The 23,766-nt window shown below is 58.2% G+C and carries 21 protein-coding genes and 1 pseudogene; 13 read left to right on the top strand and 9 right to left on the bottom strand.

The genetic code is table 11. The features are described 5' to 3' along the window. Window positions 1-165 precede the first annotated feature (165 nt). From KT71_RS19310 to KT71_RS19300, 3 genes are read left to right on the top strand one after another with little or no spacing between them, the layout of a single operon-like run. Window positions 166-1,335: a sulfotransferase gene (locus KT71_RS19310; protein ID WP_008293629.1), complete on the top strand. Its 1,170-nt coding sequence runs from the start codon at window positions 166-168 to the stop codon at window positions 1,333-1,335. Then, window positions 1,332-2,480, top strand: coding sequence for a glycosyltransferase (locus KT71_RS19305; protein WP_008293630.1), 1,149 nt, complete (start codon window positions 1,332-1,334; stop codon window positions 2,478-2,480). Before KT71_RS19310 ends, KT71_RS19305 begins: the two co-directional genes overlap by 4 nt. Next, entirely contained in the window at window positions 2,477-3,187 is a 711-nt protein-coding gene (locus KT71_RS19300) for a polysaccharide deacetylase family protein (RefSeq protein ID WP_008293631.1), read from the top strand. The genes KT71_RS19305 and KT71_RS19300 overlap by 4 nt, the downstream gene beginning before the upstream one ends. A 12-nt stretch (window positions 3,188-3,199) precedes the next feature. Here KT71_RS19300 and KT71_RS19295 read toward each other — a convergent pair whose 3' ends face one another. The 5 genes from KT71_RS19295 to KT71_RS19275 form a co-directional block, all read right to left on the bottom strand. Further along, window positions 3,200-3,430, bottom strand: coding sequence for a hypothetical protein (locus KT71_RS19295; protein WP_008293632.1), 231 nt, complete (start codon window positions 3,428-3,430; stop codon window positions 3,200-3,202). Window positions 3,431-3,601: 171 nt separating this feature from the next. Further along, entirely contained in the window at window positions 3,602-4,399 is a 798-nt protein-coding gene (locus tag KT71_RS19290) for a UDP-2,3-diacylglucosamine diphosphatase (protein ID WP_008293633.1), read from the bottom strand. Between the two features lie 43 nt (window positions 4,400-4,442). Then, a complete protein-coding gene (gene olsF, locus KT71_RS19285; protein WP_008293634.1) occupies window positions 4,443-6,158 on the bottom strand; it encodes a bifunctional ornithine lipid synthase OlsF in 1,716 nt (571 codons plus the stop codon). A gap of 231 nt (window positions 6,159-6,389) precedes the next feature. Beyond that, window positions 6,390-8,126 carry a GGDEF domain-containing protein gene (locus KT71_RS19280; protein ID WP_023660379.1) on the bottom strand — a complete coding sequence of 579 codons (1,737 nt, stop codon included), beginning with the start codon at window positions 8,124-8,126 and terminating at the stop codon, window positions 6,390-6,392. Then, complete coding sequence (locus tag KT71_RS19275) at window positions 8,107-9,387, bottom strand: ABC transporter substrate-binding protein (protein WP_023660378.1); 1,281 nt, start codon at window positions 9,385-9,387, stop codon at window positions 8,107-8,109. The genes KT71_RS19280 and KT71_RS19275 overlap by 20 nt, the downstream gene beginning before the upstream one ends. A 281-nt stretch (window positions 9,388-9,668) precedes the next feature. Between KT71_RS19275 and KT71_RS19270 the strand changes: the two are divergent. From KT71_RS19270 to KT71_RS19260, 3 genes and pseudogenes are all read left to right on the top strand, one after another. Next, window positions 9,669-10,978 (top strand): annotated as a pseudogene (locus tag KT71_RS19270) (M1 family metallopeptidase); the annotation flags it as partial. 30 nt (window positions 10,979-11,008) lie between these two features. Then, entirely contained in the window at window positions 11,009-12,244 is a 1,236-nt protein-coding gene (locus tag KT71_RS19265; protein WP_353511633.1) for an ERAP1-like C-terminal domain-containing protein, read from the top strand. Between the two features lie 77 nt (window positions 12,245-12,321). Continuing rightward, a complete protein-coding gene (locus KT71_RS19260) occupies window positions 12,322-12,633 on the top strand; it encodes a hypothetical protein (RefSeq protein WP_023660377.1) in 312 nt (103 codons plus the stop codon). On the opposite strand, the gene KT71_RS19255 is transcribed toward KT71_RS19260, so the two are convergent. From KT71_RS19255 to KT71_RS19240, 4 genes are read right to left on the bottom strand one after another with little or no spacing between them, the layout of a single operon-like run. Then, window positions 12,619-13,260, bottom strand: coding sequence for an NrsF family protein (locus KT71_RS19255; protein WP_008293641.1), 642 nt, complete (start codon window positions 13,258-13,260; stop codon window positions 12,619-12,621). The genes KT71_RS19260 and KT71_RS19255 overlap by 15 nt on opposite strands. A gap of 2 nt (window positions 13,261-13,262) precedes the next feature. Next, window positions 13,263-13,793: a sigma-70 family RNA polymerase sigma factor gene (locus tag KT71_RS19250; RefSeq protein ID WP_008293642.1), complete on the bottom strand. Its 531-nt coding sequence runs from the start codon at window positions 13,791-13,793 to the stop codon at window positions 13,263-13,265. Beyond that, complete coding sequence (locus KT71_RS19245; protein WP_008293643.1) at window positions 13,790-14,266, bottom strand: DoxX family protein; 477 nt, start codon at window positions 14,264-14,266, stop codon at window positions 13,790-13,792. The genes KT71_RS19250 and KT71_RS19245 overlap by 4 nt, the downstream gene beginning before the upstream one ends. A 24-nt stretch (window positions 14,267-14,290) precedes the next feature. After that, on the bottom strand, window positions 14,291-14,575 hold the full coding sequence (locus tag KT71_RS19240) for a BufA1 family periplasmic bufferin-type metallophore (RefSeq protein ID WP_008293644.1): 285 nt from the start codon (window positions 14,573-14,575) through the stop codon (window positions 14,291-14,293). 273 nt (window positions 14,576-14,848) lie between these two features. Between KT71_RS19240 and bufA2 the strand changes: the two genes are divergently transcribed. From bufA2 to KT71_RS19205, 7 genes are all read left to right on the top strand, one after another. Next, window positions 14,849-15,133 (top strand): BufA2 family periplasmic bufferin-type metallophore, encoded by a 285-nt coding sequence (gene bufA2 / locus KT71_RS19235; protein WP_008293645.1) that lies wholly within the window; start codon window positions 14,849-14,851, stop codon window positions 15,131-15,133. 97 nt (window positions 15,134-15,230) lie between these two features. Then, a complete protein-coding gene (gene bufB / locus KT71_RS19230; RefSeq protein ID WP_008293646.1) occupies window positions 15,231-16,103 on the top strand; it encodes an MNIO family bufferin maturase in 873 nt (290 codons plus the stop codon). Then, window positions 16,100-16,906: an HvfC/BufC N-terminal domain-containing protein gene (locus tag KT71_RS19915; RefSeq protein WP_008293647.1), complete on the top strand. Its 807-nt coding sequence runs from the start codon at window positions 16,100-16,102 to the stop codon at window positions 16,904-16,906. Before bufB ends, KT71_RS19915 begins: the two co-directional genes overlap by 4 nt. A 186-nt stretch (window positions 16,907-17,092) precedes the next feature. Then, on the top strand, window positions 17,093-18,985 hold the full coding sequence (locus KT71_RS19220) for a porin family protein (RefSeq protein WP_008293648.1): 1,893 nt from the start codon (window positions 17,093-17,095) through the stop codon (window positions 18,983-18,985). Window positions 18,986-19,016: 31 nt separating this feature from the next. Continuing rightward, entirely contained in the window at window positions 19,017-21,473 is a 2,457-nt protein-coding gene (locus KT71_RS19215) for a CehA/McbA family metallohydrolase (RefSeq protein WP_008293649.1), read from the top strand. A gap of 65 nt (window positions 21,474-21,538) precedes the next feature. Beyond that, entirely contained in the window at window positions 21,539-22,462 is a 924-nt protein-coding gene (locus KT71_RS19210) for an SGNH/GDSL hydrolase family protein (RefSeq protein ID WP_008293650.1), read from the top strand. Window positions 22,463-22,536: 74 nt separating this feature from the next. Then, the gene (locus tag KT71_RS19205) at window positions 22,537-23,745 is read left to right on the top strand and encodes an MFS transporter (protein WP_008293651.1); all 1,209 of its coding nucleotides are present in this window, start codon (window positions 22,537-22,539) and stop codon (window positions 23,743-23,745) included. Window positions 23,746-23,766 lie beyond the last annotated feature (21 nt).

Here is a 23,766-nt window from a genome sequence, read left to right as displayed (position 1 = left end):
TCGGCGGGGGGGTTCGATCCCGCCTCTGTCACAGAACGTTCACACTACGGGTCTAAACCGTAAAGGCACTGTCACAATTTAGACCTACCATCCGAGCATGTTACGTCCTGACAGCTGTTTACCCGCAAGTTTCTGCAGGCGAGCGATGCAGCGGGCCTGGCGGCAATGGCCCCTGCGAAACGCGGTTCCGGTGACGCTCTGATGCGCCTGTTTTTTGAGGCCATGGCGATCTATACCCGGGCGTGGCTGGGCGCATTCGGGAGCGGGCAAAGAGTAGCTGCGCCCCTGACACCGCGGCGCATCCTGCTGCTGTTGCTGTTCCCTGTTTTCATGATCGTTCAACTGCTGCACTGGGTGTGTCTGGCCCTGGACCATGTCTTCTTTCCGGCCTTTCGTCGCCAGTCCATCCATCGGCCAGTATTTGTCCTCGGCGTTCCGCGCAGTGGCACGACGTTTTTGCACCGAGCTCTGGCGGATGATGGTGCATTCACCACCACGCGCACCTGGGAGCTTCTTTTTGCCCCTTCGCTGTGTCAGCGCTATCTCATCCGCGGCCTTATCGGTCTCGATAAGCTTATGGGCGCACCCCTTGCGCAGGTGCTGCGCTGGCTGGTGAAGCGCGGTGGTCGGGAGTTGGAGGCGATCCACGCCGTTGGTCTCGACGCCGCAGAAGAGGATTACCTGGCTCTCCTGCCAGCGGCGGGCTGCTTTTTTGCCTCCCTGGCCTTCCCGGGATCGTCCTCCCTCGCCGCTCTGGGTAAGTTCAACACGATGTCTGAGGGACGGCGGCGCCGGTTGATGGACCATTACCACGCGCTTATGCAGCGCCATGTTTATGCTCACGGTGGACGGCAGCTGCTGTCCAAAAACGCTGCCTTTGCCAGCTGGGGTGACGCTCTTAGGGAGCGGTTTCCCGACGCCGTTATGATCCTGTGCATTCGTGAACCCCTGCGTGCCGTCTCCTCCCAGGTCTCTTCCCTCCAGCCCGCACGATCGCTTTTTGCTACGGACCCGGACGGCGAGGAACTGCCGCGCCTGTTTCGGCAGTACTACGAGCGCTGGTTCACGGATCTCGCGCGACTTGCGATTCATCGCCAGGCTCTGGTGATTGATCAGGAGTGGATGGCCGGACACGGCGATGAGGTTCTTGATCGGATCTATAGTCGTCTGGGACGGGAGCGGCCGGAAAACGCTGGAGCGGCCGCGACGGCCCCGGTTTCTGCGCCGCCGCATCGTCACGATCCCGGTCACTATGATCTGCAGCGGGAATCCCTGGACGCCACACTCTGGGAAGCCTACGCCGCCCTGAGCCGTCAGGCACTGTTGCAGCGATGAGCGCCCTGCAGCAGCCCCTGGATAACGCCGTGGCACCTCCGGACATGCCTCTGCGCGTGGCGTTTTTTTCCGATGCTTTTCCCGAGCGTAACGGCACGGGGGCTTATTATCATGATCTGCTGCCGCAGCTTGCACCCCGCGTGGAAGGGCTAGAAGTCTTCCAGCCGGGTGCCGGCGTTGCAGCGCCACGGGTGAGCATTCCCATGCCGGGCGATCCCGGGCAGCGTCTTGTGGCACCGCCCCTGCGACACATTCGTCGACGCTGCGACGCCCTCCGTCCCCACGTTGTCGTCGCTGTGACTCCCGGACTCTACGGGCTTCTCGGTGCCTGGGAGGCACGTCGCCACGGTGCTGTTCTCATCAGTGCTTTTCACACGGATTTTGATCAGCTGGCGGGCATGTACTGGCGGAATCCCGTATTTCGCTCGGTGGTAAAACTCGTGGTGGGGACCGCCAATCGGATTCTCTGTCGGCGCAGTCGCTCCGTGCTCATTAACAACGCGAATCTGGAACCTCAGGTCCGCCGACTGGGCGCGCAGCATGTCGAAGTCATTGGCACACCCTTGTCTCGGGAGTTTCTGGAGTCGACACCACCGCGTATTCCCGAAAAGTTGCGCCGCGTCTGTTTTGCCGGACGCCTGGCGCCGGAGAAAAACGTGGAACAGATTATCCGGGCGGCAAAGTCCCTGCCACAACTGGAGTTTGTCATCTGCGGCGAAGGCCCATTGCGCAGCGCCCTCGAAGCGCAGGCGTCGGGCATCGCAAACATTCGCTTTACCGGTTGGCTGGATCGCGCCACGCTGGTTCATACCCTCGACAACTCGAGTCTCCTCCTGCTTCCGTCCACCTTTGAAACCTTCGGCTCCATCGCCCTGGAAGCCATGGCCCGGGGCAGGCCTGCCCTGGTCTCTGTTACCGCGGGAATACACAGCTGGCCAACCTTGCGACCCGGTTTGTTTTCCATGCTTCGGCCGGAGGCGGTGACGGGACAGCTCAAGACCCTCCTCGAGTTGACGCCGGAAAAATGGCAGGAAAAGTCCTCCGATGCCCGAAACGTGGCCCTGACTTTGAATCGCCAAACCGTGGAACATTGGTTGGGCCTCCTGCGTAAGCAACGGGGATCACGGAAACAGGCACGACCATGACGGTGGCGCCTCAGGCTCTGTTGTCGATCCACGATGTCATGCCGGAAACCCTGAGGCAGACGGACAGTATCCTAAAAGACGTGGCCGCCCACGGCCGGAGACCGCCTGCGCTGCTGGTGGTGCCGGGACGGGATTGGGATTCGGGACAGATTTCGCGCCTGCGTCAGTGGCAGCGTGATGGCTGCGAGCTCATTGCCCATGGATGGCACCACGAAACGCAGCCACGCAAGCCCTGGCACCGGATTCACGCCGCGCTGATATCTCGCAACGTAGCGGAGCATCTCGCCCTGGACCCGGGCGGTATCGCAGACCTGATGTGCCGGTCTCGGGAGTGGTTTGGCGAAGTGGGGCTGGTCACACCGACGGCTTACGTTCCGCCCGCCTGGGCCCTGGGTATGGGCGCCGGGCACCTTTCCCCATTGCCTTACGTTTGCGTTGAAACCCTGGGCGGCGTGCACCTGCGCGGCAGCGATGGGCGCTGGCTGTTCCGCCGGCTACCGCTTGTCGGCTTTGAAGCGGATACCCGATTTCGCACCGGATTCCTGAACATCATGAACCGACTCCAGTGTCGTCACGGGCGCCGACGAGGGCTACCCGTACGTATCGGCATCCATCCCCGGGACCCCGAACTTCTGCTCGCCGACGCCCTGGAACAACTGCTGCGCCAGGACTGGACCGCCCTACGCTACGCGGATCTAATTTCGTAATGCCGGGGACTCCTATTCCCTGGCTTTCGGCGACATGCTCATGCCCAGTTTCGCCGCCAGCAGCATCCAGGGCGTGCCGTGCATCAGTAGATCGAAGATGTCCACCGCCCTGAATAATTCGCCGCCCGCCAGCATCTTCAGCTTTTCCCACACATGGGGTTCCGGGTTGAACGGGGCGAGTCCCAGCATCAAACACAGCACGATTAACGGCAGTAAGGGAATTCGCTTGAGAAGGTCGCGCATGATGAAAGGCCTGCGAGGGGATCGTTTCGAAAAATGACCTACAACGCTTTTGAGTGCAACTCTTTCTGCGCGACCCGATGGGAATGGGTGTTGAGCTGAACTTCTCCACCAACTTCTGGGCCGCGCCAGGACGGCGGCCCCATGGGTGCCAATCCCCGTCAATACACAAACTCACGCAGCCTGCGGATACACCAGTTCCAAGGAGGGTGTCGGCAGCTCAAGTCCGCTGATCAGCCGCAGTTCCCCGCTGAAGTCCTCGATGAGGGCCGTGCAGTTTTCGACCCAGTCGCCGTCGTTGCAATACAGCACGTCATCGAACTGCTCCACCGTGGGATAGTGGAGATGCCCGCAGATGATGCCGTCCAGCCCCTTATCTCGAACCATATTTACCGCGGCGTGCTGGTAGGCGTGGATCGCCGCCTCGGCCTGGGACACATTCACCTTGACCCACTTCGCCAGGGACCAGTAGGGCTTGCCCATAAGCTTTCGCAACTGATTCACGCGACGGTTTACCCACATCAGGATTTCATAGGCGATATCGCCAATAAAGCGGTTCAGACGGCTGTAGCGAACCGCATAATCCAGCTCGTCACCGTGACTGACGAGCATGCGTTTGCCCTGGCCGGTCTCGTGAATCACCTGCTTGCGGATGCCTATGTTGCCGAAGTCCGACCCACAGAACTCTCGAAAATTGGCGTCGTGATTGCCAGGGATATACACCACGTCCGTGTCGCCGCGAGAGATCTTCATAATCTTGCGGAGCACTCTCGTGTGAGATTCGGGCCAGTGTACGCGCTTGGTCATGGCCCACACATCAACAATATCGCCAACCAGATAGAGTTTGCGGCACTCCACTCGATCCAGGAGGTCGAGGAGTTCCTCGGCCTTGCAGTGCACGCTGCCCAGGTGAACGTCGGATATCCAGAGGCTGTGACAGCATACGGGACCGTCCGGGGTAAAAGCTTGCATCGCTACGTCTCCTACAGTGAGTCTTTGGTATCGGTGCCGGGGTTTATGCCAGGTACCGTTGCCGCTTGCGCGGCGTCAGCTTGTGAAGATCGGCGATGACGAAGCTGTCAACGCAATCACCAAAGTCGCGATCCACGTTGAACGCCGTGAACGCGACTCCATCCGGTGAGGTCGCTTGGGAGTAGTGTTTGTAAAGGGTGGGGAGGGGCAGGCCTGCCGCCGCCAGGCTCTGGCGGAGAGACTTCAGGTCTTCATCGGCGTCGACGCCGGTAAACTCTGCGCGAAGGGAGGCGTCAATCTCATCCGGGATCACGAAGGGTATTCTGGGCGTGACGTCCAGGTCTGCACCGCTGTAGTGACAAGCAAAGTAGTAGACGAGGCGCGCCGTTGATTGGGTGCCATAGAAGCGGCTAATGGATGCGGGGCCAAAAAGGTAACGTATGTGGGGGTGGGCCTTGATATAGGCGCCGATGCCAAACCACAGGTAATCGAGGCTGTGGCGCGTCTGGTAGCGGGGCTGAACAAAGCTGCGACCCATCTCCAGGCCCTGTGAAATTTTGGATAAAACCCCGGGGCCGTATTCGAACAGTGTGTGGGAATAGAGACCCTGCACACCTTGTTCGTCGATGACGCGGCCCGCATCGGCAAGGCGATAGGCGCCTGCGATCTCCATGTCGTGATCGTCCCACAGCACCAGCTGTTCGTAGTGGCGGTCAAAGCGGTCTATGTCTCGGGGCTGGCCGCAGCCTTCACCTACGGTACGAAAAGTCATTTCGCGCAGGCGACCAATCTCCCGCATGACACAGGGAGCACTGTCCATGCGACACAGGTAGATCGCCTTACCATCGCGGGTTTCACCCAGGCGCTGGGCCGTTGAGAGTTCCTGACGCAGGAGCACGCGGTTCTCAGCGGGTGCCACGGTTTCCACGGAGCGGAAGATGGGCCGACCCCGTGTGCCCAGTCGGTAGACGTGCTTACGAAACATGCGGGCCAGCTGCTTCGCTGAAAACCCGTTTGCAGAGTAAACCTCACAGGGGACCGGGCGTCCGATGCGTGCATCGACGGTATTGTGGCTCTGCTTGAACATCTCCCGCACCAGCCAGATTGTCGACAGGGGTTTGGCCAGGGCCGATAGACTGTAGAAAAACAGGGAGTTCCTGCCAGCTACGTAGACCGGGAGAATCGGTGACCGGGTGCTGCGGGCGAGCTTTACGAAGCCGCTCTGCCACTCGCAGTCCCGGACGCCTGTGGCACCGAGGCGCGATACCTCACCCGCAGGAAAGATGATTAGCGCGCCCTCGCCGTGCAGGTGCTCCTTGATTGCGCGCAGCGCATCCCGAGCGGTGCCGCTGCCGGCGCCCATATTGACCACGGGCAGAAGTACCGGGTGTAGGGGGGCGATGGCCGTCAGAAGATCGTTGGCAACAACTTTTACATCCGGACGAACGCTGCGCACAAGATTCAGCAGTGCGAGTCCATCCAGAGATCCAATGGGATGGTTGGCAGCTATGACCACGCTACCCGTGGACGGTATTCGGGCACGCTCCGATTCCGTTAATCGAAGGTCGAAATCGAAATAGCGCAGAACCTGCTCGATGAATTCGAAACCCTCGAGGTGTGGATATTGCTTTGAGAAGTTCTGGAACCGGGTCTCGTAGAAGAAGAACCCGAGGAAGCGGCTGAGCGTGCGCGCCGTGCGGCGATGACGTTCAAAGAAATCCGGATAGCGAATCTCGAGGGTGCGATGTACGTTCAGCATGCCGTATCAGTCGCCACTCGCGAGATTTTGCTGAAGCTGCTTTTCTACAACGTTGACATTGACGTGCTTATCCATAGACGGATCCTCGCGAACTGTGCACATCCTGAGGTTCGTCTATTGCAGAATCTTGATAGTTCTTTGAACTTTTTGTGATGGAGCCCGCGGGTGTAAGTCCGCAAACTGCTTACCCTGCTACCAGAATGCAGCCACCTCGAGTGCGTATCTCACTATTTAAGAGAGTTTTTGCGCTGTGTTTTCCGACGGCGCCGCACTCAGATCCGAATATACCCTGACGCAGTTTCTTCCCTGACTCTTGGCCATATACAGTGCCCGGTCGGCCCTTGCGACCAGTGCTTCTGCCGTATCGTTATCGCCAAGCACGGATATGCCAATGCTGATGGTGATCTTTGAGGCTGGGCGAAAGTCCGTCTGCTCAATGCTGGAGCGAATTTTTTCCGCGATGTTTCGCGCCTGCTCAAGACTGGTCTCCGGGCAAACAATGAGAAATTCCTCGCCGCCCCAGCGACCCAGAATGTCAGATCCCCGAAGCTTTTGTTGAATCTCCTTCGTCAAAGTTACGAGCACCTTGTCGCCTGTGAGATGGCCGTAGTGATCATTGACCTGTTTGAATAGATCAATGTCCATTAGCAGCAGCGATAGAGATCGTTGATATCTCTTTGCACGGGCAAGTTCTGTGGACAGGGCGGCGTCCAGTGCTCTGCGATTGAAGATATCGGTAAGTTTGTCCACGGACGCCAGATGATCGAGCTCTGCATTTTTGGTTTTGAGTTCCCGGGTGCGTTCCGCAACCTGTGCTTCCAAACTGCGGCTGAGTTCACGGTAGTCCGCCAGGAGTTGTCGTTCACGAATATTTTCCTGCCGAAACGCCTCCGCCGCCTTGAAAAGATCGCCAATTTCGTCATTGGTTTTGGCTGCGCCCACAATGACTTCCTCGGAGCCGGTGGAAAGCCTGCGAAATTGTTCTGACAGTTGTCTAATTGGTTTTGTCAGGGAGTTCAGAAGCCAGAAAAAGATGGGAACACTGGTTAAAACCACGAGCAAAATGATCGAAAAGTCCCAGAGATAAAACTGTCGCCGATTCCGCTCCATCTCAGATGTTAGGGAGACAATCTCTTCGCGAACCTTCTCGGCGGCACTGTTGGCGAGATACTCGAGTTCCCGCGCTTCGGAGGGCATGACGACGTTTACCAGATACGCATAGCTCCGAATTCGCTGAATGTTCTCGTAGACCGTGTCCTCGACGAGGCTGACGCTGAATAAGGGGGCTTCTGCTGGCAGGTCTGCGTTGATGTCACCAAGGCGGCTGATCAGATGCCTTTGCAGTTCCTCCAGGTGAGCCTGCGCATCGAGAATTCTCTGCGGGTCGGACGTCGCCATGTAAGCGCGGAGCGTCGCTTCAATAGTCGAGATATGGTCGTTAATACTATGCAGATATAGAGGCGGAAGATCTTCTTCTGTCAGCGCTATCGCCGATGCCCGTATGCCGGAAAAATCCTGCGCGAGGGCGTCTTTTACACCGCTACGCGATCGTTCCACGAGGGTGAAGGCGTCGAGGAATGCCTGCAAATGCACCTGAATGGCGTCGGCTTGCTCGGGGCGAAGACACCGCTGCTCCCTGCAGGCGCTGACCTTACTCATCCAGTCACCGAGCGTTGAAGACACCTGCTGGCGAGCTGAATCGTGACCCAGGTACACGTATCGTGTCGCCGCAAGTTGTATCTCCGTTGCGCCATGGGCGAGCTCGTTCACAAACTCCAGTTGTGCCCCCGCGGCTTGCAGCTCCTGACTCTGTCGCGCATTAAAGTCGACCGCCGCATAGTTCATGAATATCAAAATGAGGATAGCGACGGAGCCTGTTACAAACACCAGGCTCAGGCGCATTCTCAGGGGTAAGCGGCTGAGTACTCCGGAGTGGTTTACGGTGTCCTCAGGCAATGACGAATTCATTCCAGCGCTGAACCGTCAGATCAAAGGTGGGCATCACGGTGTTCCACACGGCGATGTTCGCAAAGCGTCGGGCGTAGCTACCCCCTCGGCGGCGCTCACCGCTTTGTACGGTTATGTTTCCGTCTGGTCCTGTCAGTTGCGTATTCGCGGGCTGCCCCTCGTACCAGTAATTCCACTCATCTTCGGGCATCTGGCTGCGTGAACGTTCGGGATTGCTGATGTAGTAGCCCTGTCGACTGATGAAGGCACCGGGCCAGCCAGACAGCCACCAGTTCATGTATTGATAGGCGGCTTCTTCCTGTTCGCCACGGGTATCCCTGGACAGACACATAACGCCCTGCCAGGCCCGGTATCCCTCCTTGGGTGCCGCATAAATACAGGGTGTCCCTGCACTTCGCACCATGGAGACTCCGGGAGAAAACATGCTTTGCACGTCGACCTCGCCCCGCGTCATGAGCTCGGCCGAATGGGGTACGGAGTTCCAGAATCCCCGAAAGTGCCCCTCCGCTTTGAACCGCATAAGAATATCGAACAGCTGTTTCACCTCCTCGCGACTCATGTTGCCTATGTCTTTAAACTCCATGAGTCCCCGGGCTTGGGCGGCGAGAGCGAGATCGAATACCCCGATACTGGGTGCATTAACAATCGCCACGCGCCCGCGGTATTGAGGATCCAGTAGCCAACCCCAGCTCTCGGTTTCGTAGGCCTGCCCCTCGGTAACACGCTGGGGGTTGTAACCCAGGGAGTCGGCGTTGTGGACATAGGGGAGGTAGCTCACTTCGCTACTGGGACGAGGGCCAAGGGACCCGTCAGCCTGTACATAAAGCAGGAGATGGGGCGCGTCGCCTGCACCTATGGAGTCCTCAGGTGACAGCCGGCCGGTTTTACTCAGGGCGTTGATTTCGTCCCAGCGTTCGATGCGATCCGGGTCTATGGGCTGTATCGCTCGGGCCTGCCAGAGCACCCGCATGCTGTTGGACCACTGCTCGTAGACGTCAAAACTTGAGGGGTCCATGGATGCCCTGAACAGCACCTGTGCACTGCCGCCGGGGCTGAACTCCAGGTTGATACCCAAATCCTGCTCTGCTCGCTGTCGGATCTTTTCCTGAAGCGTTACATGCGTTCCAAGGACGCGCACGGTGGGTTTGGCGTTTCGTGCCGAAATAATTGCAGGGAACCCGATAACACTGGCAGTCAGCACGGTGCTGGCCCGTTTCAAGACCTGACGTCGGCTAAGTTTTATCGTTTTTCTATGGGTCATCGTGCGCCCTCGATACCGTCTGCGGTGCACCTTTTTTATCAGTATAAACCTCGAGGTGGTTTTTTGTAGTGGTTTCTGCCTCCCTTAGCGCTCCTTCAACTGCGGTGATTTTTGTTTATCCATCGATGCTGCTTGCTTCCATCGATGTACGACATCGCTGTGCCGAGTCGATGGGGAAAAGGTACCGTGGAATGGGTGCGTGCAGATGAGCTGAGTGAGTGCCCTTGTGTTGCCAATGTCGTATTCTTCGGTTCTCACCGAATAAAGAGAAGTAAATTCCCATGCCTCAGATCCTTGCCCGGCACATCGTCGGCTTGCTGATGCTTTGCCTCAGCAGCCTGACCCTTGCCGTAGAGGTTGACTATCGCCTGCCAAAATCCTATGCGGTGACAGAGCAATCTATCGCTCTCACCCTGGATCCGGTGAAAGACGGCTTTACAGGTACAACCGTTCTCAAGCTCGTTGTGCATGAGCCGATGGATCGTGTTGGCCTGCACTGGGTGGATCTTAATGTTACGCCGCCGCAACTGACCGGCAGCGATGGCAAGCTTCGAACACTGACTTACGAAGCGGGTGATTACGAGATGTGGTGGTTGGGGGATGGCAGCCCGATCGCACCGGGGCAATACACGCTCGATATTGCCTTTAGCGGCGATTACTCCCGCGACGCGCTGGGGCTCTACAAGAGCACCTTTGCTGGCCGGGACTACCTGTTCACGCAATACGAACAATCCCTGGCGCGCAGAGCCACGCCCATGGTCGACGAGCCGGATTCCAAAATACCTTGGCAGCTGACTATTACTGCACCCGAGGGATTCAAGGTTGCGTCTAATACCCCGGTGGAGTCGCAATCAAAGAACGGCGATATGGTGACGCGAGTCTTTAAGCAGACCCCACCGATGCCCAGTTATCTGCTGGCCCTGGTTGTAGGGGATTTTGACGTCACGCCTATAGAAGGGCTGTCTGTCCCGGGTGTTATTTATTCACCCAAAGGTACCGGTGGCGACACGGGTTTTGCAGCTTCCGTAACTCCCGAAATCCTAAGTGCCCTGGAGGACTACTTCGGTAGCAAACTGCCCTACGAAAAACTGGATTTTGTGGCGGTACCGGATTTTAGCTTTGGCGCGATGGAAAACGTCGGCCTGGTGACTTACCGAACAGAGTTACTGCTCCGTGGTGACACCGCGTCGGGCTCGGCGGCGGCTAACACGGTCAACACCATCGCCCACGAGCTTGCGCACATGTGGTACGGCAACCTTGTCACTATGGAGTGGTGGGACGACCTCTGGCTGAACGAGGCCTTCGCGACCTGGATGGCGAGCAAAATTGTCGACGATATGTACCCCCAGTACGAGTCGAATCTGCAGTTGCCTCAGGCGGCGGCCTTCGGCGCGGATGCCGTGGCGCAGTCGCGCCCATACGCAAAGAAGTGAAGACCGATGAGGATGTACTCGATGGTTTTGGTCTCAACTACAGCAAGGGCCACGCGATACTGAATATGCTGGAGCAAAGCATGGGGGGGGCCGCCTTTCAGCGCGCAATCCAGGCTTATATGGACGAGCATCAATGGTCGAACACCCGCTCGTCAGACCTCTGGGCCTCCCTTGCAACGGAAACCTCCGTGGCCGTGGACGTCATCGCTGATTCTTACCTGGAGCTTGCGGGATTTCCGCTGATCACCTTTGGTGATGATGGCGTGGTCAGTCAGACCCGCTTTCACAACCCCGGCGTTGAATTGCCCGAGCAACGTTGGCAAATCCCCGTCGCTACGCGGTATCGCAATAAAGAGAGCGGTGATATCACCGAGTCCGTGTTCGCCTTGACGGGCCAAAGTGTGGTGCTGCCCGAGTACAGCAAGGCTGAATGGATTTTGCCGGGCGCGGGGGGAGACGGCTACTACGTCTGGCACACCGGTGACCGGCGCTATAAGGCCCTTCTGGAGAATCTGGATGCCCTGAGCGCGCGCGAAAAGGCGGCGGTTTTTGCCAACAGTAACCAGCTACTCCAGGGCGATATCATCGGCATTGATCAGCATTTGCAGCTCCTCGGTGGCCTGCTTGCTGATGACAGTATGACTTTGGCTCTGAGCGCGGTGAATGGATTGCGTGGCATTGCCGGGATGTATTTTCAAACAGAGCTGCAGTCAGAGCTCAAAGCCTATATTACTCGGGCACTGACTCCCTGGTATGAAAAACTGGGCACGGAAACCCGCGCCGACGACAGTGATAGTGCGCGGGACCTTCGGCCTCGCGTGTTGCGTACCCTCGCGGAGTTTGGCGATAAGCCTGAATTGGTGGCCCAGATGTCAAAGCTGGCGGAGCAATACCTCACAAAACCCGAGAGCGTTGATCAGCGATTGGGACAGGAGGCTCTGCGTATTGCTGCACTATTTAACGGTGATGAGGCCATGGCCAAGCGATACATCAGGGCGTACCGCGAAACCGACAACGCCAATCTGCGGAGTAATCTCGCCTTTGCGATGTATTTCCGGGATCAGGCGGCGATGAACAGCGTGCTGGCGTCCCTGGCAAAGGGCGACATTCAATCGGGTGATGTTTCTCTGGTGATCATGGGGCTGTTCTATGCTTCGGTCGATCAGCGCACCCTGTATCAGGAATTTGATGCTTACTTCGATAATCTGGCGGCGAAGATCCCGGAGTTTTATCGACCCACGATGCCGGCATTCACATCGACGGGTTGCAATAGCGAGAACGTCGCTCTTCGAGAAGCCTTCTATGCGGGTCGCGACAGCAGCATGAACACGCAGCTGCGCAAGTCCCAGGAGTCGGCGCAGAACTGTATCGCTACGGCGGAGCGAGGCTATGCGGCTATGGCAGAGTTTTTGAAGGGGCCTTGATCTGGCGCAAGCCCCAACGGTCCCCCGTTCACTAGTATGCGTTAACTCGTTAGTACGGATATTGTGGAGAGTAGCGCGTGACGACTTTGGGATATAAACGCATGGCGGGCACGTCAGCGGTTTTTTTAAGAGAGGACTATACCGGGCCGTCGCCCGTCGAACGTGACGGAATGGTATGGAAGGCAGAAGAACTTCATCTCGATGAATTACCGAAGACTCTGAGTCCTCTTGACGCTATGGCGAACGTATTAGCCCTCGAGGGCCTTGAGGACTACGATCCTGCGACCCACGGCGATTTGCGCCAGGTCAAATCCATCGGCAAGTACTTCGTATATCTCGCGCCGATACGCGGTTGGGTGCAAATGGGCGATGAGCTACCAACGCAGTAGTGCGGGCAAGAGATAGCGGCCAAGCAAAGCGCCCAACAGCACAGGCGCCACATGCCATAGGCCCAGATGAATAGCACCGTCCAAGGGACAGGCCAGGCCATAAGCCGCTGAGCCCAAGGCGGTTGCGGCAATGCCCAGATGCAGTCCGGCGGTCGCCGGCGCTACCGGTGCCCCGCGACGCAGCCACAGAAAGAGCGCTACTGCCGTGATGGTCGAGGCGAGCATCGCCGAAGCAAAGCATTTGAGTCCGTGGGTATCGGTGAGGGGCCCCATGGGATGCTCGTGTCCCAACAGCGCAAGAAAAGCAGCGGCGGGTAGTACCGCGACCATCAATGAGGCCCATCGGGGGCCGTCATGCTGATTGCCCACGCGTGGATTGGCCATTTGAATGACGCTGCTGGCGGCGGCGCAGCCTAAAATCAGGAGGAGGCCGTTGGTCACCACGAAGAACATCGACGCCTTACCGCTGAGGAGACCGCTCCAGAGCCCGGGCCCGAAGGCGACGCCAAGCACCGTGACTGCGACGGCGGCGACGACCAGCAGGATACCGTCGCGGATCTTCAGGGGTCTTACGGGCTCCAGTTCATCAGCCATTTGTTCAATCAGGGAATTGGTAGAGCGATCCATTGCTAATTTGCCTTCTCTGGTAGGGCAGACAGTTTTTTAAGCCCACGATGAATATTGACCTTCACGGCCGCTTCGGACAAACCACTTTTGCCCGCCGCTTGTTTAATAGATAGTCCTTCGATCTTGACCCAACTGATTACCTCCGCCTGCGTCTTGGGGATCTGAGCCAGCATCCGATCAAGACTGAGCCTCGCGATAATGGATTCTTCTTCGCTGGCAAAGGGTGTATCCGCATCGGTCAGCTCTTCTTCGGCTTTACGATATACGCCTCGCAGATGATCTATCCAGCGATAGCGCGCGATGGCCGCCAGCCAGGGCAAAAAAGGTCGCGTCGGATCGTAGGACGCGCGTTTGTTGTGTACGGCGATAAGTACTTCCTGTACCAGATCGTCGCTATGCCCCGGCGCGCAGCGACGACTGAAAAATCGCTCCAGCCAGCGCTGCACCTCTGTCAGCAGCGCTGTATACGCCTGCTTGTCACCACGCTGGGCGAGACCCATGAGGCGCGCCAGGGTTTCTTCGTCAGCAATCAAGCGGTGGCACCCGCGGGAGTGCGACGGAAGCGCTGCATCAGATGATCCAGGGAAAAGCCGCCGCCACCTTCCGACAGTAACATCAGAGACAGCGCGGCCCACAGACTGTGCACCTGCCACCAGGCATCGGGATAGACAAAGAACTGTATCGTCAGGGTCATCAGTAATAGCGCCAGTGCCGAAAAACGGGTCGCCAATCCCAGTACCAGCAAAATGGGGAACAGGTGCTCCCCATAAGTTGCCAGGTACATGGAAAGCTCGCTGGGCAGGGGCACGCCGCTGTACTCCTGTTCGAAGAGGAAGCCTGTGGTATCGCTGATGGTTAGCAGGGTTCCTTCCTCAACTTTGGTGCGACCGGCGCGCCAGAATACGCCGGCAAGGGAGACACGGCAGAGTAGCAGTGCGGTCCCCCTGAAATAAATGCCCGAGAGGAGACTGGTCGCCCGGTCGTAGTAGCTTAAGGTCGAAATCATGGTTATCTCCTGTCGGGACTGCGCTCAGCGCTCGATGGGTGTCAGGGAGCCATTACCTTTCGGTGTCTCGATCCGCTCGCAGCTGCCTTTTTTGACCAGCTTCCAGGCATTGCCCTGGTAATCACGCGTTGAGCTTCCGGAGCAGCTGGTGCCGGGACCCGCTGCGCAGTCGTTCTGACCGGCTTTGGCGATGCCGTAGCACTTCTCCATGGCATTGGCCTGCGCAGCGGCGGGTGCGGCATTGATACCCGCAACGATACCCGCGGCGAGGGCCAGGGAAGCAATCTTAGTGATGTCACGTCGTTTCATGATGGTGTCCTTTTATAGGGAGTGAGTACATCTCCACCCCATGAGATGCCTTCCGGGCAATCCCCCTGCGGTAGATACACAGTCATTCGTCCCGTCGCAGCATTTGGTTACAACTTTCTGAAAAAAAGTTTTTTAAATTTTTTTCATCTTCCCTGTAACCCAATCGCCGTTTGTAGCGAATACCGATATGTCCATCGCGACAATTTCTTTGAGACGAACGAAATCACGAACGACAACACGAAACACAACTGACTTAACGACAAGGAATGACTTATGAACAAGCAAAACATCTTCGCGGCTACTGCCGCTGCCATCGCTCTTTCATCTGTTGCAGCGTTTGCAGCGGAGCCACCGGCGGGCAGTAACGGTCGAGCCATTGACAGCAGCGACACGGTTCACTGTTACGGCGTCCATGACTGCGCGGGTAATGCGGACTGCGCCACGACAGAGAATGCCTGCAAGGGCATGAACGCCTGTAAGGGACATGGTTTTCAGACTTTGGAAGCCGGCGCCTGTCTGACGCGTGGCGGCACCATTGGTGACATCAGCGGCGAGTGATCCTGAGTCTTATCAGTGCTCAGGCTCTCAATCGATCAACTGTCCGGCTACGCCTCATGAGGAGGCAAGGCCGGATTGTCCCGGGGAGATCACTACGATGAAAAGCATCACAGCAACGGGCGGCTATGGGATCGGTCTTCGCCGCGACCATTACGAAGACTTTCTCAAAGGCGCCGTTCCCGTCGATTTTGTGGAGGTGATCTCCGAAAACTATATGGTTGATGGTGGTAATCCCCTGCGCGTACTAGAACAGGTGCGCAAAGATCTGCCGGTTATCCTCCATGGTGTCTCCATGTCCGTAGGTTCCGCTGAGGGCCTTGATACTGCTTATCTGCAGCGACTCAGACGCCTTGCCGATCGTATCGAACCTCTATGGGTTTCTGACCATATATGCTGGACACGCACCAGTGCGCACAACAGCCACGACCTTTTACCACTCCCGTACATTGAAGAAGCCTTAAAGGTCGTCTGCAAGAACATTGAACACGCCCAGGAGGTCCTGGGGCGGGAACTCGTTCTTGAGAACCCCTCAAGCTATCTCAGTTTTCCCGGCGATGAGATGACGGAGTGGGAGTTCATTGCTGCTATCACCCAACGCACGGGCTGCCAGCTCCTCCTTGATATCAACAATGTTGTTGTCAGCGCTCATAATCACAATTTTTCCGCCGACGACTACATCGAAGGCTTGCCTCTGGAGCGTGTGCGACAGGTACATCTTGCCGGTCATACGGACGGCGACATCAAGATAGACACCCATGATCATCCCGTGAGCGACGCAACCTGGGATCTGTACGCCAGAACCCGTCCTCTTCTGGGCGACGTTGCTGTGATGATTGAACGCGACGACAAGATTCCTGCTCTCGATGAACTTCTTGAGGAACTCACCATTGCCAGGGGTTTCGACAGCAACAACGCAATTGCCCTGCGCGAAGAAGCCAGCGTCTCATCTAACCTCCGGATGGCCTTATGACGGCTCCAAGCCTCGCCGCGCAGCAGGAAGAGTTTATGGCGCTGCTGTTGGACGATGCCCGGGATCTACCCCCGGGCTTGGAGGCGCAGCGCGTTGCTATCTATCGCAATGCCTATCGGGCACGATTGATTGATGCGCTTCGCGAAACCTTTCCGCGAACGGCTCGCTGGGTAGGCGAAGAGGCTTTTGCCCAGGCCGCAGCTCATCACGTGATCAGCTTTCCACCGTCGAGTTGGACTCTGGACGATGTTGGTAAAGGGTTTAGCGACACGCTTCAGGGGCTCTTCCTTAAAGATCCTGAAGTGAGTGAACTTGCCTGGTTGGAGTGGGCAATGCACCGGTGTTTTGTCAGTTATGACGCAAGGCCTCTGGACGCTGCTGGCTTTGCCACAGCCACCGCAGGCTTTGAGGACAATGACTGGGCAACGATGCGTCTGCGGTTTATGCCCGGTACGCAACAGGCGTCCATGGCGCACCGCATCGACAGGCTCTGGCGCAGCCTTCTCGAATCAGAAAGCGAAGCCGTTGGGGAGGGTGCTGAAGAGACTGACTTCAGCAGCGATGAGCCCCTGGCATGTGTTGTCTGGCGTCAGGACTACACACCTGCGGTGCTCCCTGTCACCGCGATCGAGGGACACGCCCTCTCGATGATGTTGGACGGGGCTGCCTATGGCGAACTTTATGCACTTCTCGTGGATGCCTTGGGCGAAGAGGCCGCAGCGGGGGAGGCTGGCGCGATGCTGGGTCGCTGGTTGAACCACGGTATGCTTGTGGGCATCAGTCTGGGTCCGGTGAGGAAGTAAACGCTGCGGTTGAGGGAACAACTCGACAGTGCTCCTGCGGCGGCTTTATCCTAGGCGCCTACAGCTACCTCACACCCGACTCCCATCCGAGGCTTCTTTCAGGTGATTGTGTCCGCCATCCCAGTGCGCTCGCGGCTAGCGCAGAGAATAATCAATTTATCCCCAACCGCGCCTGGCGCCAGGCTTATGGCGGCAGGGCTCTGTCTTGTCATTGCCGGCAGTGTGAGCGCCCAGCGTGCCGCCGAGAACGTTGTGCGCGCCGCGGCGGATGCCTTTGGCTCCAGCGTTGGCGATGAGCAGATCGGTCTCTATAGCGCTACCAATGTTCGCGGTTTCAGTCCCACGGCGGCGGGCAATATTCGCATCGACGGAATCTTCATCGACCGGCAGTCCGGCTTTAGCGATCGTCTTGTCTCCGGCTCGCAGATTCGCGCAGGGCTCGCAGCGCAGGGCTACATGTTGCCCGCGCCCACGGGCATCGCCGATTTTTCCCTGCGTCGCGTCGCTGACGAACCCGTGCAAAGCATTATTCTGGAGCGCAGCCGCTACGGCGGCGTCCGCCTGGCAGCGGACCTGCAGGCTCGCTTGGCTGAGGGCGTGGAGGCAGCGTTCGGCGTAGGTTACGAAGAAGACGAGGAGGGCAATGGCACCAACGATATCGCCGCGAGCGCCGGGGGCAACCTCCGCTTTACGCTGCAGCCCGACGCGGACGTAACGGTCTTCGCTGATTACGTGGAGGAGTTGGAGAACCAGTTCTCCCAGCGCTATTTCACTGCGGGGCCCTACGAGCCGCCAGAGGTTACGCCCCTGAAGTTTGTTGGCCAGCCCTGGGCCAAATTTACCGGCCCCCGCTATAACGTGGGTGTGCTTGCCAACTATCGACCGGCTGATTGGGAGTATCGTCTGGGAGTGTTTCGCTCCAGCCGCGAATGGGACCAGCAGGCAAACGTACTCTATACCGATGTGCGTCCCGATGGATCGGCACGACGTCGATCGGCCCTGGGCCCATCGACTACGCTGTTGTCCGATTCTCTTGAAGCGAGGGTTACGCGGCACTTTTATGAAGGAAGCCGCCGGCACAGCATCACTGTGAACCTGCGTGCCCTGGACCGGAGCAGGGTCTACGGCGGCACCGTAGGGATTGATCTGGGTGACGCCAATATCGACGAGCCAGTGTACTTTGAACGGCCGGATATCGAGGTAGGTGAGCAATCCCGGGAATCCGTAGAGCAGGTGACTCTCGGTTTTAGCTATGATCTGCGCTGGGAGAATGCGGGCCAGCTCAATATCGGTATTCAGCAGTCTGATTATTCCCGGGAGGTGATTGTGCCCGGTAGCAATGACCTCCTTGATGAAGAAAACCCCGTGCTCTACAACGTCAATGCGAATGCCCCCCTGGGTGAACGGGTCGTTGTTTATGGCGGGATCGTCCGCGGCTTTGAAGAGAGTCCCGTGGCGCCCATCAGTGCAATTAACCAGAATGAGGCGCCGCCCGCGGCGGAGACGCAGCAGATTGATGCGGGTGCCCGCATTACCTTCGGGGAGCTCACAGCGGTTGCCGGTGTCTTCGAGATTGAGAAGCCGTTTTTCGGCTTTGATGAAGATCGCTTTTTCGGTGCGCAGGGTATGCAGATCAATCGCGGTGTCGAGTTCTCCGTCGCCGGGCCGGTGACCGAGGCGCTGCAGTTAGTGCTCGGTACGGTATTTTACGATGTGAGTCTGACGGGCGATGCCGTGGACTCCGGTGCGCTTGCGGACAGCCCTGCGGGGGCGATCACCCGGTCTACGACCCTGAACTTTGATTATCGACCCCAGTGGGCTCCCGGCTGGTCCTTTGATCTTGGAGTGACCAGCCAGGGGGAGCAGAACGCCGACTCCCAGGGACTGGTTACCATCGATCCCTATACCCTTTTCGATCTGGGGCTACGGCGTCAGTTTTCCTTTGCCGATAACGATGTGGTGATTCGAGGACGTCTGACCAATGTCTTTGATGAATTTGCCTGGAATGCCGGTTCTACGGGGGCTTATCGGTACATCCCACCAAGAGCGCTCAGCCTTTCATTGCGTATGGATATCTAAAGCTCCGACGACTGTCTCTGGAGAAACACTGATGTCCGGAATCATCTGCCGTAGTCTCATTACCCTGCTGTTTGCTTCTGTGTGTTCGGTGTCGGTGCAGGCCCAGTTCACTAACCGCTACCCCAAGCTGGACGATTTCGGCCATCAGATTTATCTGGAGCAGCACGAACTCCCCATCCTGGCGCACGGCCCCACGGATCCTGCACCCTCACCCGACGGGGAATCCATCGCCTTTGCGGCCCAGGGTTGGCTATGGTTGCTGGACCTGGACTCGGGAATCGCTCGGCGTCTGACCCGTGGCGGTGATGTCGACTCCCGGCCCCGCTGGTCCGCCGATGGCCGCCGTCTTGCGTTTGTCCGGGACACGGGCAAAGACACATCGCTGGTGGTGATGGATGTGGCAGGAGGGGATGAAACCATTATCAACACACCGGCGATCGATCTGGATCCCGAGTTCTCCGGGGATGGCGAGTCTCTCTACTACGCATCGGGCCAGTCGGGTTCTATTGATATCTGGCGCCACCACTTTGCCTCAGGGCACAGCGAGCGGATCACTGCCCTGCGTCAGGTGGAGCGCAACGTTCGTCGGGTACCCGGCAGCGACAGCATTCTGTATCTCGATGGCCAGGGCCCCAGCCGACAGCTTCGTCTGCGGAATTTCCTGACCGGGAGTGATATCAGCGCCCACGCCGAAACCCTGACCTATCATCTGTCGGCGGATGTGCACCCCGTGGAGCGCCTGGTGGTTTTTTCGGCGCCCCGGGAAAATGACTATCACCTGTGGACCAAGGACCTGGACCATCCCGGCGTGCGAAAGCAGCTGACCTTTGGTGAGGGATATGCACTGACACCGGCATTCAGTGCTGATGGAACATCGATTTATTTTGTCGAGGCGGACGCAGCGCGGCAGTTCCAGTTGAAGACCGTTCCCACCTACGGGGGCAAGGTTGAGACGGTAAAAATCACCGCCTGGAATTATGGAAAGAAGACGGGCCAACTGCGCCTTGCGCCGCAGGATGTCCGGGGAGACATTGTCAGCGCCCGGGTGTCTATTGTGGATGAGCAGGGTCATCCCGTTGCCAGTCCCTCGGATGCCACCTACTTCGATCCGCAGTCGGGACGTAATTATTTCTACACCGACGGTGAGGAGGTAATGACCCTTCCCGTTGGGACCTACGACATTACCGCAACGAATGGGCCCTTGACCCCCCTCGTCCGTCAAACGGTAGTGGTCCGCGCGAATAAAGCGGCGGACCTTGCCCTGCGACTGGAGCCCGTGTGGGATGCCAGAAAAGCCGGATATATAGCGGCGGATTATCACAATCATTTGAATGGCGATGGCCATAACCGCGCGAATCATGGCCATGCCCTGCGTGTGCAAAAGGGAGAGAGCCTCCACCATATGTCGCCCATGTCCTGGAATCGCTGGGAGCGAAAAATCGATCGGGAGTTGCTTGGCACGCAGACCCGGAGCGAGGGCTTTGTCGTCAGCCAGGGGCAGGAGGTTCGTTCTCACTTCCATGGACATATTGGCCTGGTGGGTGTGCAGGAGCCCTTCGCGCCGTGGTTCTTCGGACCCCGCAATCCGACCCTGGGTGATCCCGACCTGAGCAACGGCATGGTCTTTGATTACGCCCGCGATCGGAATCTTTTTCCTATTTATGTGCATCCGGCATCTGCGGATGAGGATCCTTTCTCGCCGGCGCTCATCGCCAGGCTACCTATTGAACTTGTTTCCGATGCCGTGCTGGAAGACAACTTTGGTCTCGAGACAGTGATCGGTTGGTCGAGCCCCCTGGGTACATCCCAGCTTTGGTATCGCCTGCTGAACGTCGGGCGTTCCGTGCCGGCCATGTCGGGAACCGATGCCTGGGTTGATTTCTATCGGACGCCCGCTGTGGGCACCGGTCGCAACTACCTGCCCGTTGAATCAGCGGATGGGGACTTTGCGACGATCTTCCGCGAGGCGACGACGGGCCGGGGCTTTGTGAGTACGGGCCCTGCGATCCTCTTTGAGCTGAATGACGGGAGCCAGCCCGGCGATGTCACCCGGGCGGGGAGCCACTCCTGGTCGGCGTTTGTGGCAAGCACCGTTGATCTTGAGAAGCTGGAGATTATTGTGAATGGCGAGGTTGTCGCCCGGCGCTCGAGTGTATCTGCCGGCGAGGCGCAAACGATGAGTGGTGACATTGTGCTGCCCGAGGCCGGGTGGGTCGCCGCGCGGGTTTACAGCGCCGAGCGACAGACAGATCCATGGCCCATGATGCATCCCCGGCCCTTTGCTCACAGCGCGCCCATCTGGATTGGAGAAAGGGGGAGTAGTGATCCCGAGGCTCGCGCTAAGGCCGCAGGGGATATGATTCGCGCCATCGAAGCGGCGGAGCAGACCTCACGCGACGCCTATGGGGAGGTGCAGGTGTCGACGCTCATGGACCGCCTCGCGGCCGCCAAGGCGCTACTGCGGGATATGACACTGCCGGAGCAATAGATTCCTGTCGTTCATCCAGACATCCACTCAGCCACCGGTCCATTGACGACGTCGGAGACTTGTTTATGAAGCGAAGCATTACACCGGTGCTCCTGCTGCTATGGATGAACGCCACACCGGCCCTCGCGCAGGAAAAAAGCATTCTGTTCATCGGCAACAGTTTTACCTTTGCCTACGGCTCCGCCGCCTGGTTTTGGGGGGCCGATACGGTGACTGATTTGAATGCTCAGGGTGTTGGTGGTGTGCCCGCGCTGTTCAAGGCTTTTACGGAGCAGGCGGATCTGGCCTGGGATGTATCTCTTGAGACTCATCCGGGCGCGGACTTTGCCTTTCATCTTCGTGAGAAACAGGCGGAGATCACCGCGCAGCCCTGGGATGTTGTCGTGGCACACAGTTACAGCACCCTCGATGCACAGGCGCCGGGCGATCGGTCGAATCTATTGAAGACCGGCAGCGATCTCGCCGGTCTACTCCAGCGCAGGAACCCCGATGTGAAGTTTTATGTCACGGCGACCTGGTCGCGGCCAGACCTCACCTACGGACCGGGGTCGCCCTGGTCCGGTAAAAACATCGAGGCGATGGCCCTTGCTGTGAGTGAGGCCTACGAGCAGCTCGCCAGGGACGTGGCCGGCGTTGCGGCGGTCAATCCCGTGGGTAAGGCCTTTAATCGCGCCATTCGCCGGGGCGTGGCCGACGGTAATCCCTACGACGGCATTGATGTGAACAAGGTGGACCTGTGGACCTGGGATCATTATCACGGCAGCAGCTATGGATATTACCTGGAGGCGCTGGTGGTCTTCGGTAACGTTACCGGCGTGGACCCCCTCGCCCTTGGGGATGGAGAGTGCGCCGCCTTTGAGCTCGGCTTCTCCCCCACCCAGGCGGTAGCTTTGCAGCAAGTTGCCCACGATGAATTGCAGGCAGCGGGGGTAGCATTGAGCACCCCCAAAGCGATGGCCTCGCTACCGTGGGCCACGCCCTGCGGATGAGCCACCCGCCGCGTTTCGCGGAGTCGAATTAAAAAGTCGCGGTATAGTTCATCCTTTGCTATCGCGGAATAGAAATGGCATTCAGTTCGCTCCCCGGAGTTGTATGGCTTTACACCCTGATCCAATCGCTGGCCGTGAGCGTCGGCAGCATGATGGTGATTGTCGGTGGTGTCCTGGGCGCAACACTGGCTCCTGAGCCATCCTACGCGACACTGCCGGTTGCTGTAATGATATCGGGCACCGCGGTAAGCGTACTTCCCATCACCCGACTCATGCGACGCTTTGGTCGCAGGCCCATATTTTTGGCTGTCACCATAGTGGCGGTGCTTGCCTCCTTGTTAGCGGCGCAGGCGGCCAGCGATGGGAGCTTTCTCCTGTTTTGCAGTGCCGCCCTTGGTTTTGGCTGTGCCCTCGCGGGCATTCAGCAGCTGCGTTTTGCTGCGATGGAGGCCGTAGCAACCCACCTGGTGCCCAAGGCGGCGTCTACGGTGTTACTCGGAGGTCTGGCAGCCGCCATCATAGGACCCCAGCTGGCCACCAGCGGCAGAGATTTGGTGGGGGCCGAGTTTGTCGGTACTTTTTTGTTGATGGCAGGCATCTCAGGGGTATGCACCTTACTGTTTTTGTTCACACCATCCTCCCGAGCACAGGCAACCGAGGTATCCGGCGATATTCGTTCCCTGCGGGAGATGCTCAGCAATCCCACACTTATCATGGCCATTGTTGCCGCAGTGGGTGGCTATGGTCTGATGAGCTTCATCATGACCGCCACACCCGTACATATGCATGTGTACGAGGGCCACGGACTGGACCAGACCAAGCTGGTGATCCAAAGTCATATCCTGGCAATGTTCCTACCCTCGTTTTTCAGCGGTTGGCTCATCAGTCGGTGGGGGACTGCCAGGGTAATAGTGTTGGGTCTGCTGGCCTATGTATTGACGGTCCTATTGGCTCTTGCCGGGAGCGCGATTCTCAACTACTGGACGGCGCTTGTGCTGCTGGGCGTGGGCTGGAATTTTCTGTTTCTCGCCGGAACTACCTTGTTGCCCATGACCTACGCTCCTGCGGAGCGCTTCAAAGTGCAGGGGCTCAATGAAATGCTGGTGTTTGGATTTCAGGCCATTGCCGCCCTCTCTGCGGGAGCCGTATTGCACTGGTTGGGTTGGCAAAACCTGTTGCTGGCCTGCATACCTCTGATCCTGTTGCTCCTGCTTACACTGCTGTGGTGGCAAAAATCCCAAAACGCGGCAGACCTCGGTGTTGAGGCGAAAACGGGGCTTTAGCTCGCCCCATTGTGAGTGTTT

It is taken from the genome of Congregibacter litoralis KT71 (genome assembly GCF_000153125.2).
GTDB classification, from domain to species: Bacteria; Pseudomonadota; Gammaproteobacteria; order Pseudomonadales; family Halieaceae; genus Congregibacter; species Congregibacter litoralis.
Note: the sequence above shows the minus strand (reverse complement) of the source record. Positions and strands in the feature narration are given on the sequence as shown.